Annotated in this window: 13 protein-coding genes; 6 read left to right on the top strand and 7 right to left on the bottom strand. The window is 58.7% G+C overall.

Annotation, left to right across the window (positions count from 1 at the left end):
- Positions 1-59: 59 nt before the first annotated feature.
- From SBC1_RS00985 to motA, 3 genes are all read right to left on the bottom strand, one after another.
- On the bottom strand, positions 60-440 hold the full coding sequence (locus SBC1_RS00985) for a response regulator (RefSeq protein ID WP_165085748.1): 381 nt from the start codon (positions 438-440) through the stop codon (positions 60-62).
- Between the two features lie 66 nt (positions 441-506).
- A complete protein-coding gene (gene motB, locus SBC1_RS00980) occupies positions 507-1,496 on the bottom strand; it encodes a flagellar motor protein MotB (protein ID WP_165986956.1) in 990 nt (329 codons plus the stop codon).
- A 33-nt stretch (positions 1,497-1,529) separates the two neighbouring features.
- Positions 1,530-2,390 (bottom strand): flagellar motor stator protein MotA, encoded by an 861-nt coding sequence (gene motA, locus SBC1_RS00975; protein ID WP_165986954.1) that lies wholly within the window; start codon positions 2,388-2,390, stop codon positions 1,530-1,532.
- Positions 2,391-3,175: 785 nt separating this feature from the next.
- Between motA and SBC1_RS00970 the strand changes: the two genes are divergently transcribed.
- On the top strand, positions 3,176-4,246 hold the full coding sequence (locus SBC1_RS00970; protein ID WP_165085740.1) for a glycosyltransferase family 4 protein: 1,071 nt from the start codon (positions 3,176-3,178) through the stop codon (positions 4,244-4,246).
- Between the two features lie 258 nt (positions 4,247-4,504).
- Here SBC1_RS00970 and SBC1_RS00965 read toward each other — a convergent pair whose 3' ends face one another.
- A complete protein-coding gene (locus SBC1_RS00965; RefSeq protein ID WP_165085738.1) occupies positions 4,505-4,810 on the bottom strand; it encodes an H-NS family nucleoid-associated regulatory protein in 306 nt (101 codons plus the stop codon).
- Between the two features lie 294 nt (positions 4,811-5,104).
- Between SBC1_RS00965 and aqpZ the strand changes: the two genes are divergently transcribed.
- Both aqpZ and SBC1_RS00955 read left to right on the top strand, forming a co-directional pair.
- Complete coding sequence (gene aqpZ, locus SBC1_RS00960; protein WP_165085736.1) at positions 5,105-5,824, top strand: aquaporin Z; 720 nt, start codon at positions 5,105-5,107, stop codon at positions 5,822-5,824.
- Positions 5,825-6,170: 346 nt separating this feature from the next.
- The gene (locus tag SBC1_RS00955; RefSeq protein ID WP_165085733.1) at positions 6,171-6,455 is read left to right on the top strand and encodes a PXPV repeat protein; all 285 of its coding nucleotides are present in this window, start codon (positions 6,171-6,173) and stop codon (positions 6,453-6,455) included.
- Between the two features lie 172 nt (positions 6,456-6,627).
- Here SBC1_RS00955 and SBC1_RS00950 read toward each other — a convergent pair whose 3' ends face one another.
- Complete coding sequence (locus tag SBC1_RS00950) at positions 6,628-7,464, bottom strand: Cof-type HAD-IIB family hydrolase (protein WP_165085730.1); 837 nt, start codon at positions 7,462-7,464, stop codon at positions 6,628-6,630.
- A 39-nt stretch (positions 7,465-7,503) separates the two neighbouring features.
- The gene (locus SBC1_RS00945) at positions 7,504-8,406 is read right to left on the bottom strand and encodes a BadF/BadG/BcrA/BcrD ATPase family protein (RefSeq protein ID WP_165085728.1); all 903 of its coding nucleotides are present in this window, start codon (positions 8,404-8,406) and stop codon (positions 7,504-7,506) included.
- Positions 8,407-8,720: 314 nt separating this feature from the next.
- Here SBC1_RS00945 and SBC1_RS00940 point away from each other — a divergent pair, with 314 nt between their 5' ends.
- The 3 genes from SBC1_RS00940 (at position 8,721) to SBC1_RS00930 (ending at position 10,785) form a co-directional block, all read left to right on the top strand.
- Positions 8,721-9,362 (top strand): DNA-3-methyladenine glycosylase I, encoded by a 642-nt coding sequence (locus SBC1_RS00940; RefSeq protein ID WP_165085725.1) that lies wholly within the window; start codon positions 8,721-8,723, stop codon positions 9,360-9,362.
- Positions 9,363-9,841: 479 nt separating this feature from the next.
- Positions 9,842-10,267 (top strand): hypothetical protein, encoded by a 426-nt coding sequence (locus SBC1_RS00935; RefSeq protein WP_165085723.1) that lies wholly within the window; start codon positions 9,842-9,844, stop codon positions 10,265-10,267.
- 158 nt (positions 10,268-10,425) lie between these two features.
- The gene (locus SBC1_RS00930) at positions 10,426-10,785 is read left to right on the top strand and encodes a hypothetical protein (protein WP_165085721.1); all 360 of its coding nucleotides are present in this window, start codon (positions 10,426-10,428) and stop codon (positions 10,783-10,785) included.
- A 287-nt stretch (positions 10,786-11,072) separates the two neighbouring features.
- Here SBC1_RS00930 and rpsU read toward each other — a convergent pair whose 3' ends face one another.
- Positions 11,073-11,285, bottom strand: a complete 213-nt coding sequence (gene rpsU / locus SBC1_RS00925; protein WP_031357080.1) for a 30S ribosomal protein S21 — start codon at positions 11,283-11,285, stop codon at positions 11,073-11,075.
- Between the last annotated feature and the right edge of the window lie 279 nt (positions 11,286-11,564).

The following is an 11,564-nucleotide window of genomic DNA, read 5'->3' as shown; positions in this document are numbered from 1 at the left end:
CGCGTCGTAAAAGCTAATGTGTTCTTCGTGCCTGATGCTTCATGCAAAAACGGTTTGCTTCAGTTCGGGTGTTCCGCTCCCGACAACGTGGCGACCAGTTCGGTCAGCATGTCGGGGTCGAACGGTTTTTCGATCCAGCCCGTCGCGCCCACTGCGCGCGCCGATGCTTTGAACGGCTCGCCCGACTCGGTCGTGAGCACCAGGATCGGCGTATTCGCATAGGCACGATGTCCGCGCAATTTCCCGATCAGCTCCAGGCCGCTCATTGCCGGCATGTTCTGGTCGGTGATCACGAGATCGAACTGTTCGGCGAGCGCCTCTTCGTAGGCTTGTGCGCCATCCATGGCAATCACCACGCGATACCCCGCCGCGACAAACGTCGCCGAGAGGATTTGCCGCATGGCAGCCGAGTCGTCGACAGCCAGAATGTTCTTGATCATGATGTGTGCCGCCCTCTGTCCGATGTTCTTGTCGTGCTCTCGTGAGCGAATTTCATGGTGCCGCCGTCATGGTGCAGCCGGCTTGGCCGGCAATGCCGGCGCCAGCGAGCCGAAGTTGGGCTGGAGCTCGCCCGGGCCGCCGGGGCCACCCGCGTTGCTTGTAATCGTGGTCGCCGGCTGGTCTTCGCGCGTCATCGCCTCTTCCGACCTGTGGTTCAACACCAGGATGCTGATGCGCCGGTTCTCGGGATCGAAAGCATCCTGCTTGTTCAGGTTCTGCGTCGATGCCAGTCCAAGCACGCGCAAGACCTTCGATTCATCCATGCCGCCCGAGATCAGCTCGCGCCGCGACGCATTCGCGCGGTCCGCCGACAACTCCCAGTTGCTGTAACCCTTTTCACCGCCCGCGTATTGCGTGGCGTCGGTGTGTCCTTGCACCACGATCCGGTTCGGCACGTCATTCAGCGCCTTGCCGATCTCGCGCAGGATGTCGCGCATGTAGGGCTCCACGTTGTTGCTTGCGAGCGCGAACATCGGACGCTTCTGGGTATCGACGATCTCGATGCGCAGCCCCTGCTGTGTCGAATCAATCCGGATCTGCTGCCTGAACTGGCGCAACACCGGGTTCGCTTCAATCGCGGACATCAGCTTGACCTGCAGCTCGTGCAGACGGGCCTGATCACGCCGTTCGAGTTCGCCCTGCGCGGCTCTCAGCGTCTGCTCATCAAGCCGGTCCACGCGCCGCGTGCCGTCGCTCATGCGGGTCGTGCCCGGCTCGGGGCTCGAAATATCGCGCCCGCCGCCGTCGATAATGCTGGAGTCCATGCCGGTCTTCTGCCCGCCCATAATTGCGTTCTTGAGCGGCATGTTGAAATACTCGGCAATCCCCTGGCGCTGCACCGGCGACACTGCGCTCAGCAGCCACATCAACAGGAAAAAGGCCATCATCGCCGTCATGAAGTCGGCGTAAGCCAGCTTCCAGGCGCCGCCGTGGTGCGCCTTCTTGTTCGATATGACGCGCTTGATGAAAATCGGACGATCTTTGTTGGTCGGCATGGCGGGCTCGGTGCGCTCGGTCGCTGAAGGCGGTTACTTCGCCTTCACGCGGCGTACGTGTTCTTCCAGTTCGGAGAACGACGGACGCTCGGTGGAGAAGAGCACTTTGCGGCCGAATTCCACCGCGATAGCCGGCGCGTAGCCGTTCAGGCTCGCCAGGATTGTCACCTTGATGCACTGGAACATTTTCGTCGACTCGGCCACGCGCTGTTCCGCGACGCTCGCGAGCGGGCCGATCAGCCCATAGGACAGCAAGATGCCGAGGAACGTCCCGACCAGCGCCTGCGCGATCATCTCGCCAAGAACCGCCGGCGGCTGATCGGCGGATGCCATGGTGTGAACCACGCCCATCACGGCCGCGACAATACCGAATGCCGGCATCGCGTCGCCTACCTTGTGCAGCGCCTGCGCCGGGCCTTCGCCTTCCGCGTGATGCGTCTCGATCTCCTCGTCCATGAGGCTTTCGATCTCGAACGCGTTCATGTTGCCGCCGACCATCAGGCGCAAATAATCAGTAAGGAATTCGACGATATGCCGATCCGCCAGGATCTTCGGGTACTGGCCGAAGATCGGGCTTTTGGACGGATCGTCAATATCGGACTCAAGGGTCAGCGTCCCTTCCTTGCGCGCTTTCGCGAGCAGCACATAGAGCAGCGCCATCAGCTCCATGTACACGTCCTTGTTGTACTTCGAGCCCTTGAAGAGCGTCGGGATCACGCGCAGCGTGGACTTGATCGTCTTCATGCCGTTGCCGAGGATGAATGCGCCCAGGCCGGCGCCCGCGATCATCAGGATTTCAACGGGCTGGACCAGTGCGCCAAGGTGACCGCCTTCCAGCGCATAACCGCCGAAAACGGACAACAGCGTCACTAGTGTTCCGATGAAAATCAGCACAATCGAGCCCTCATGGTTGCATCGGCGAAACCGCCGTTAAGTGGTTTACGGCAAGTGGCTGGAAAACTTTGAAGGGAAATCGCGGAGGGGAACGACAGGTCGAGCACCGGGCACCGTCTTGAGTGGCGGTGCATTCCAGCCTGTTACGCAGCGAGCTGGGCAGTAAGCTGGCTAGGCTGATTCGGTCACCTAGCCGGCGGCCGAGCTTCGCGCCACAAAAAAACCGGGCAAAGATGCCGATTCTCAGCTTACGGATCGGCAATAAGTTGTAAGCAGGCACTAGCCGGTTGAGATCGGACGAAACGTTTTCCGCGCCGGCTGCCGCACCGCCTGACTAACGTCTGACTAACGGCGGACCTGGGTAAATCTTTACGCGGCGGGCATTTATTTGCACAGCCAAAGGCTAGGGCGAACGCTGGCGAGGCCATGACCAGCGTGCCTGCGCCGTGGCACACGCTTTGCTGTCTATGCCGTCCTGGGCAATGCATCCTGCACCGCGCAATTTAATGACGGACGCGCAATCGCTTGCCGCATAAGGGGGTCGGCAATCCGCCGAGCCGCGTAACGGCCGGTGTTTCGGCCTGTAACAAGGTTAAGCGTTTGAAAAATGACTCGTTGATGCGGCGAGTCATCTCGATAATGGGTCGTAAGGGATAACCCGATTCATCCGGGTCCTATTTTTTTCAGGGGGCGGCAGCATTGACGCTGGCCCGTCTGCCAAGGCTTTACCGGTTTCCGTTTCGGAAACTGTGCGTCGAAGCCTTCACGAACAGGAGAGTCACGTTATGCGTATCGCACAAATTGCACCGTTGCACGAAGCAGTCCCCCCGAAGTTTTACGGCGGCACCGAGCGCGTCGTCTCGTATCTGACCGATGCACTGGTTGATCTCGGCCATGACGTGACGCTGTTCGCAAGCGGCGACTCGCAGACGAAGGCGAAGCTGGAAGCCGCCTGGCCGCGCGCGTTGCGTCTCGATCCGTCCATCCGCGACTGGAATGCGCCGCACGCGCTGCTGCTTGAGAACGTACGCCGTCGGGCTCATGAATTCGACGTGCTGCACTTCCACCTCGACTACATGCCGTTCTCGGTGTTCTCGCAAATGGACACGCCGTTTCTGACCACGCTCCATGGCCGGCTGGATCTGCCCGAGTTGCAGCCAGTGTTCAGCGCGTTTCCTGATGCATCGGTCATATCGATCTCGGATTCGCAGCGCGCGCCGCTTCCGCAGGCTGGCTGGCTCAACACGATCTATCACGGACTGCCGGAAAAGTTGTTGACGCCGCAAACGCACAAGAAGCCGGAATACCTGGCGTTCTTGGGTCGTATCTGTCCGGAGAAGCGCGCCGATCTCGCCATCAAGATCGCTGCTCAAAGCGGTCTTCCGCTGAAAATTGCCGCCAAGGTGGACAAGGTCGACCAGGAATACTTCAAGACCGTGATCGAGCCGCTGCTCGCTGAGTCGAAAGCCAGTGTTGAATTTGTCGGCGAGATCAACGAGCAGCAAAAGCCGGAGTTCCTGTCTGGCGCGAAGGCGTTGCTGTTCCCGATTGACTGGTCAGAGCCGTTCGGTCTGGTAATGATCGAGGCCATGGCGTGCGGTACGCCGGTGATCGCGTTCAATCGAGGTTCAGTACCGGAAGTGATCGACCACGGCGTGACCGGCTTCATTTGCGAAGACGTGCAGGGCGCGGTCGGCGCACTCCAGCGCCTGGGCGAACTCTCGCGTACCGAAATTCGCGCGCAGTTCGAACGTCGCTTCAGTGCAAAGACCATGGCGCTGAATTACGTTGAAAGCTATACCGCGTTGTTGCAAGCCGCCAAGCGTCCGATATTGCGCCGGGTGGCAATCGGCTAAGTTCCGACTAATAACTGGCTGAGAACTGGCTAAGTATCAGCTAATTTATTCAGTCGTCTGGTGACTAGGCGCCGCTCTGAAAACGCGGCGCCTAGTCTATTGGAAACGATGGTCGTGTCGTTATCCAAGGTTTTATTGCGAAGCACAAAAAAATCCGCCCTTTCGGGCGGATTTTTTCATTGGCGTTTTCGTTGTCATTCATGCTGACATTTTGCATGTATGTTTGTCTGCACTTTTCGATGCAGTCGTCAGGCATTTTTAAGAATGCGCCTGACTAATCAGGAAGCGCTCGCGATTCTTTCCCGCAATCCATTTCGGCGGCTTGCCGCGGCCGCTCCAGGTGCTGCCCGACTTGGGGTCCTGATAGATCGGCGGCAGCGGCTCCTTCTTGGGTGGCCGGCCTCGCCGGACAACCGAGAGCCCCAAATCCTGGGCTGTGAGTCCATATTCCACAATCTTGCGCCTGATATCTACCAGTACTGCTTCCAGTTCTGCGCGGCGCGCCTCCTCCGCCTGTTCCTGAAGCTTGGCGATCTGCGCCTTGAGCTCGGTGTATTGCGACATTTCCAAATCCTTTCTGATAGCCCGCGATTATTGAGAAGCGTAACGGCATCGATTAAAAGATGCAACGTTTGAACATGCAATTGCAAAAAGTCCTAATGCGAATGAGAAGAGTCTTGAAACTATAGGGCATTCCTAATCAGAGTTCCCTTAGTTCCTGATGATTTAACAATTGTTGACAACTAGTCCCCGGACTCGGATTACACTGCTTACCCGCCGCCGTGGTCGGTACAAATTCTTATGATCACAAGCGTCGGAATCGTTTCAGTTTTTTATATATTTTTAGGACTTCGAATCATGCGATTAGGACAGCGCCTCGGCGCAGAAATGTTTGGTACGTTCTGGCTCGTGCTGGGCGGCTGCGGCAGCGCAGTGCTAGCGGCGGGTTACCCTCAACTTGGTATTGGCTTTGCGGGCGTAGCGCTCGCGTTCGGCCTTACCGTGCTCACCATGGCCTACGCCATCGGCCACATTTCAGGTTGCCACTTGAACCCGGCGGTGAGCGTCGGTTTGACGGTCGCAGGACGCTTCCCGGTTCGCGATCTGGTTCCGTACATTGCGGCCCAAGTTGTGGGTGGCGTGATCGGTGCATATGTGTTGTCGGTAATCGCCAGCGGCGCGCCGGGCTTTGACCTGGTCGCGAGCGGCTTTGCCACCAACGGTTACGGCGATCACTCGCCCGGTCATTACACAATGATTGCCGCGCTCGTGTGTGAAGTCGTGATGACGTTCTTCTTCCTGTTCGTCATCCTGGGTGCGACCGACAGCCGTGCGCCTGCCGGGTTTGCGCCAATCGCCATTGGCCTGTGCCTGACGCTGATCCACCTGATCTCGATTCCGGTTACGAATACGTCGGTGAACCCGGCGCGTTCCACGGGTCCGGCATTGTTCGTGGGCGGAGCAGCAATGGAACAGCTGTGGCTGTTCTGGGTGGCTCCGATCATTGGCGCCATCATCGCTGGCGTGGTTTATCCGTTGCTGACCGGTGCGAAGAACCGGGCGCTTGCTTCGGCGTGAATTAAAAAACGGTGAAAGCCAATAAAAAACGGGCGCTCAGCGCCCGTTTTTTATTGTGCAATTCGTTTCTATCGCGTCGGCATGGCAGATCAATATGAATAATCCGCGACAAATGTAATGGCGGCTTACGGCCTGCGAGCGTTTTAAACGTCAATTTACATACGCGAGACGGGGAATTGTCCAACAAGCGATAGCTGGCAGGGCTTTGGGGGCATTTACCCCGCAGACCAATCGTGGTTTTAACTTTCACGATACTTTCATTTGCTAACAACTCGTCGATACTCGTAAAACAGGCATTGCGTAGATTTGAGTCATGCGACACACGTCGCCCCAAAAGGAGAACGCCATGAAACGCATCGTCACTCATTTGCTCGTTGCCGCCGGTCTTGCGATGGGTGCCGTCGGCGCCGCGCAGGCTCATACTGATCTCTCTATTGGGCTGTCGCTAGGCGTGCCGGTTTATGCGCAACCTGCACCGGTTTATGTCCAGCCCGCGCCGTTCTATCGCGCTCCGCCACCCGCCTGGGGACATCGCGACGGTCGTTGGGGCGCACCGGACCGAGGACGTTGGAACCGCACCGGCTGGGATAACGGTGGTTACGGTCATGACGGCTGGAATCGTCGCGGCTAAGCAGCGCGGGCTGTAGCGGCTTGTAGCGGCTAGCCAAGGGCTGTTCAAGCGAAGGGAGCGTCTAGTCGAGACGCTCCCTTTTTTGTTACGGCTTGGACTACAGCTCCGATGCTGGCCAACGCTGCATTTAGTTTCCGCTCCAGTTGCACCCCCGCTTGTAGCCTTCGCCGCATTACTCGTCAGCGCGAACCGGCGCGGCGAGTTCATCCGTCATGCCGAACAACGCACGCAATTGATGCGCAACGCCAGCCTCGAAGTTGTTGCCGGTCCGCGGGACATTCGGGAGGCGTTTTATCAGCGCCGGATTTGCGTTGTTCATCATGAATGGCCGGCCTGCGGTTTCGAGCAGATCGATGTCGTTCATGTTGTCGCCAAAAGCAACACAATGCGCTGTGTCAATATCAAGCCTGTCCAGCACGAACTGCAACGCGCGCCCCTTTGAGACGTCAGACGTCATCACCTCGAGACAATCAGGCATCGAATAAGTGACATAAATGGAATCACCGAATTCACGTTCGAGATTCGCCGCAGTCAGCTTGAGATCTTCCGGCTCGCCGATATACAGCACCTTCGCAATGTTCTCGCCGTCGTGCTCACGCAGGTCCATCACGTCGTAGTCAAAGCCCGAATCCTGATGGAACGCCAGCAATTCGGGCGCGTGACGGTCGATCAACCAGGCGTTATCGGCGAAAAGATTCACGATCACGCGCTCGCTTCCAGCCAGATCAGGCTGGACAAGACGGCGCACGGCCGCCGGAGCGATGTCGCGAGCGTAGATACGTTCGTTGTCCGGCGCGTGAATGCGCGCGCCATTCGATGTGATCAGATAAGCGTCAATACCGAGCACTTTCCGAATCCCGACCACATCGCGATAATGCCGCCCCGTCGCGATGATGAAACGCACACCGCGCGATTCCAGTTTGCGGACCGTTTCGACGGTGAACGGATCGACCTGATGGTCGTTGTTGAGCAAGGTGCCGTCGAGATCGGTAGCAATGATGGAATACATGGGAAGCGCTTTCCTTTAAGCCGTTAGGAACCTTGCATTTTAGCCCTCATGGGGCGATTTTCGGCTCGCGGCGTGGCGGGCCAGTTGCAGAGCGCCTGCAGCAGAGTCCGCGAGTGGCAATCGCAAGCGGCTACGCAGTTCGTCCGGAACGAACGGAGCTAGTGGTACGGCCAACCCGCCACACAGCGCGACCGGCAGCGACTGATTCGGGTCCAGCGCCGACACCATTTTGGCGATCTCACGCCCCGCTTCCTCAAGGAGGCGAGCCGCGAACGGATGTTTCCTGTGTTCGAAAACCGTGGGCGCCAGCGTTGCATAACCCGTTTGATTCGCCGCGCACAGCCATACGACGAGGCTGTCTCGGTCAGTCGCGTCCGTACACGCGAGCAACGCCGCGGACCAGTCGTCGGCGGGTGCCCGGCCGTCCAGCACGTGCTGCAGATGCACGACCGCCCGCAAGCCCAACCAGGCTCCGCTCGCCTCGTCGCCGCTCGGAAAACCATAACCGCCCGCGATCGAGAACTGACCGCCTGCATCCAGCGACGCGGCGATACTGCCCGTTCCCAGCGCCACGATCACGCCCGGCTCGCCTCCGTGCGCGCCGAGCAACGTGGTGAAGGCGTCGCTTTCGACGGCAAGCGCACACCCATCCGGCGCGATTGCATGGAACTGCGCCAGCCAACCCGCGTGATTCACGCCAGCGAGGCCACAACCAAGCGCACATGCGCTCCACTCGAACGGCAGGCCGGCTGTTTCAAACGCACGCGAACACGCCACTTCGATAGCGTCCCACGCGTGCTCGACGCCAAGCGCCAGGCCTGACGGGCCGCCCGTCGCACGTGCCAGTTCGATGCCTTCCGTGTCAGCCAGGACGACGCGCGTACCGCTGCCGCCGCCGTCAACGCCGATCAGATACCTGTGTGTGTAAGTTGAAGTAGTCATGTCCGCAAGCTTAACGGCACGACCGGCAAGCCGCCACTCAGCCGAACGGGCTATGCGGCCCGAAACGCCGCAGGACAACCAGCGCATCCGGTAACCGTTGGACAATCTTCTGCCATGGGGGATCGGACCTGACGCCTGTTCGTTATACCTACTCGTCCGGGGAGCCTTCTGCATTTCTGCACACCGGTCTCGCGGCGCTGCAAGCGTGCATGCGCGCCGAGTCACCCGGGAACCAGGCCAATCGGCCGACTGTTCTCCCCCTGTCCTTCCGCCTATGCTGATCTAACGCCAACCCCGCACTCCCCGAATCCAACATGACAAACGCGAAGAAAAGCCGCCCAGACGACAACACCGAGCCGCACCGCTGCGGCTGGGTAACAACCGAATCACTCGCCCGCTATCACGACGAGGAATGGGGCGTTGCGTCCCATGACGATCGCCATCTGTTCGAAATGCTCGTACTCGAAGGCGCGCAGGCTGGACTGTCATGGTTGACGATCTTGAACAAGCGCGAGGGTTACCGGGATTTGTTCCACAACTTCGACATCGATCGGGTAGCCGCCTTCAGCGAAGACGACGCAGCCCGGTTGATGCTCGACGCCCGCATCATCCGCAATCGCGCGAAGATCTCGGCGGCCGTCGCTAACGCTCGCGCGGTGCAGCGCATCCAGGCGGAACACGGCTCGCTCGCGAATTTCGTGTGGTCGTTCGTAGGCAATACGCCCATCGACACTCCGCGCGCAACCTATGCACAGGCGCCCGCCTCCAACGAAGTCTCCGACGCAATGAGCCGCGCTCTCAAGAAATACGGCTGCAAGTTCGTCGGAACGACCATCTGTTACGCGTTCATGCAGGCAACAGGCATGGTCAACGACCACGAGGCCGCCTGTTTCTGCCGGTTCCGCAAAAGCGAAGCCGTTCCCAAGCGGGAGTCGGCTAAGCGCAGAACAAATTAGGCAATTTGCTCCATCGATTTCCGATACGCACATTGCGTTTTCGCAACATCTTTCGCGGTTTATGCCCTCGTCAGGGAAAATCCTGACGATAGCCCTATTCGCGTGGTGAATCACGCTCTGAAGCCCTTACTACAAAGCCTGTACGAGGGTTCTGCCTCTGTGCAAGAAGTCAGACGTCATGTCAAAATTGCGGCCAACCGTACATAGCGCCACTTTTTTACCGGAAATAACCGCTATAAATACGTTGTAAGTGGCTTTTTTCGGGGAGCCGGCTGGCTCTGAAACGGCTGTCGCTCCCTACCCCTTACCAAGCGTATTCAGACGGTCCCAACGGTCGCGGCAAAGTAGGCAGACCGGTGAAATGACGCGGTTTTATGTGGTTAACCGCGCTATAGCGACCGTGTCCGCGTCCGATACTGATAACGCTGTTGATGAACACCCACGAAGCACCGCAGTTGTCGGCGCAGGGGAGAACCAGAATGAAAAACCTCAATTTCTTAACGCACCAGGAAATCTTCGACCGTGCCGTGCTTCATCTGTTTGGCCAAGGCCGTGCAGCGTTGTTACCCCACGGTGGCGGTGCATATCGCGGTTATTGCGGCGGCTGCCCCGTCGGCAGCTTCATCAAAGCGCGCGACTACATGACCGCCATGGAAGGCGTGCCCATTCGCTACGTCGGCAAAGGGCCGGAAACCGTGCCGGCTTACATGGACGTCGGTGTGGCTGCGCTGAAGCGCGCGCTCTTGCGCTCGAACATCAACGTCTACGATCCGACGACCGTCGAGCTGCTCAGTTGCCTGCAAAACGTGCACGACGTGTTTGGCAAGTGGGAATGGCGTGAACGCTTTGCGTCCATAGCCCGGCAGTTCAACTTGTCGGCGGATCGACTTAAGTCGGCAGCCTGAGCGGGGAATTGGGCAGGGTTTTGCGGAACTCCGCGAGTCGATCACGGTGCTGAAACGATTCCCCTCGCGGTGACCCACGAATGAAGCGCGTCCACGCCTATATCGAACGAATAAATACGCGCGTGAGCAACGCAATAGTTAAAGCAACGAGCAATGCAATGTTAACGGCGAGAGACATCTACGAACGCGTGAGCAACCATCTGCTTACGCAGCGGGCTGTGTCAGAAGATGAGAACGGCTCGTGCCGGCTACGCAGCGGCAATGGCCGCAAGTGCGCTATCGGCTCGCTGATCGCTGACGAGTTGTATCAGCCGGAGATCGAAGGCGTTGGGATCTCGTACTACCAGCACGCGAAGGACGGCTCATTGTTGCGCGCGCTGTATGCGTCGGAGGTTAATGCCTACGATCCGGACATCGTCGAGTTGCTGATCGAACTGGAAGAAGTCCACGACGATTTCAGTGTGGACGAATGGCCGCAGCTCCTGGCCCGCGTGGGCGAACGGCACGCGTTTATCTAGGCGCGAATAAACGGGAATAACCCGCGCTCAGGCGAAGGCCTGCGAGGCCGGAATAACGACGAAAAAGAACGAGGAAGGTCCGCTCAGCCGGGCGTAGAAGACAGAAGTCCAGCCGAGACCACCAAACAAGCTGAGCCGCGAACCGAAGTAAAAACCAGGAAATAAAGCCCCGCCGTAACAAAACCAGCAAATCAGACCAGACAAGTAAAACGGCGATGCAACCCTTGCGGGCGGCATCGCCGTTTTACTTGGTGCAGCCTATCAATCAGGCTGCGACCTGCCAAGACTTAGTGAAGCTTCTTGGGCAGCATCTGGCTGCGCAGACGCTTACGCAGACGGCTGACTGCTGCCGCCTTCTTGCGCTTGCGTGCCGTTGTCGGCTTTTCGTACGACTGACGTTCGCGAAGTTCGGCGATCAGGCCGTTCTTTTCGATGGTCCGGCGAAAGCGACGGATCGCGACGTCGAACGGCTCGTTTTCTTTCAAAACAATAGTGGTCATGGATGTCCTAAATCGCTGATACGTTTTTCTGACTGCGCGGCGAAGCGTAACCTTCAAGGCAACGCCGCGCGCCGGCACTCCGATCGTCCACCCAACAACAGCGGACACGAGCAAAGCGGCCACGGAGGCCGGAAAAGAGAGAGGTGGGATTTCACCGCCGATCACGGCATGCGCAGTCTGTTGAAAACGAACAGCGCACTTCGGGCCGCCCGGCGTCGCTTAAAAATAGCTGCGCCATCGGGCAAAAATCTCGATTCGGGCGAGATGTTATCAGATCGT

Origin of the sequence: Caballeronia sp. SBC1 (genome assembly GCF_011493005.1) — a bacterium.
Classification (GTDB): Bacteria; Pseudomonadota; Gammaproteobacteria; order Burkholderiales; family Burkholderiaceae; genus Caballeronia.
Note: the sequence above shows the minus strand (reverse complement) of the source record. Positions and strands in the feature narration are given on the sequence as shown.

Coding starts and splice junctions, on each gene's coding strand:
- SBC1_RS00985 (WP_165085748.1), bottom strand. CDS start 440: ATGATCAAGAACATTCTGGCTGTCGACGACTCGGCTGCCATGCGGCAA.
- motB (WP_165986956.1), bottom strand. CDS start 1,496: ATGCCGACCAACAAAGATCGTCCGATTTTCATCAAGCGCGTCATATCG.
- SBC1_RS00970 (WP_165085740.1), top strand. CDS start 3,176: ATGCGTATCGCACAAATTGCACCGTTGCACGAAGCAGTCCCCCCGAAG.
- SBC1_RS00965 (WP_165085738.1), bottom strand. CDS start 4,810: ATGTCGCAATACACCGAGCTCAAGGCGCAGATCGCCAAGCTTCAGGAA.
- aqpZ (WP_165085736.1), top strand. CDS start 5,105: ATGCGATTAGGACAGCGCCTCGGCGCAGAAATGTTTGGTACGTTCTGG.
- SBC1_RS00955 (WP_165085733.1), top strand. CDS start 6,171: ATGAAACGCATCGTCACTCATTTGCTCGTTGCCGCCGGTCTTGCGATG.
- SBC1_RS00950 (WP_165085730.1), bottom strand. CDS start 7,464: ATGTATTCCATCATTGCTACCGATCTCGACGGCACCTTGCTCAACAAC.
- SBC1_RS00945 (WP_165085728.1), bottom strand. CDS start 8,406: ATGACTACTTCAACTTACACACACAGGTATCTGATCGGCGTTGACGGC.
- SBC1_RS00940 (WP_165085725.1), top strand. CDS start 8,721: ATGACAAACGCGAAGAAAAGCCGCCCAGACGACAACACCGAGCCGCAC.
- SBC1_RS00935 (WP_165085723.1), top strand. CDS start 9,842: ATGAAAAACCTCAATTTCTTAACGCACCAGGAAATCTTCGACCGTGCC.
- SBC1_RS00930 (WP_165085721.1), top strand. CDS start 10,426: ATGTTAACGGCGAGAGACATCTACGAACGCGTGAGCAACCATCTGCTT.
- rpsU (WP_031357080.1), bottom strand. CDS start 11,285: ATGACCACTATTGTTTTGAAAGAAAACGAGCCGTTCGACGTCGCGATC.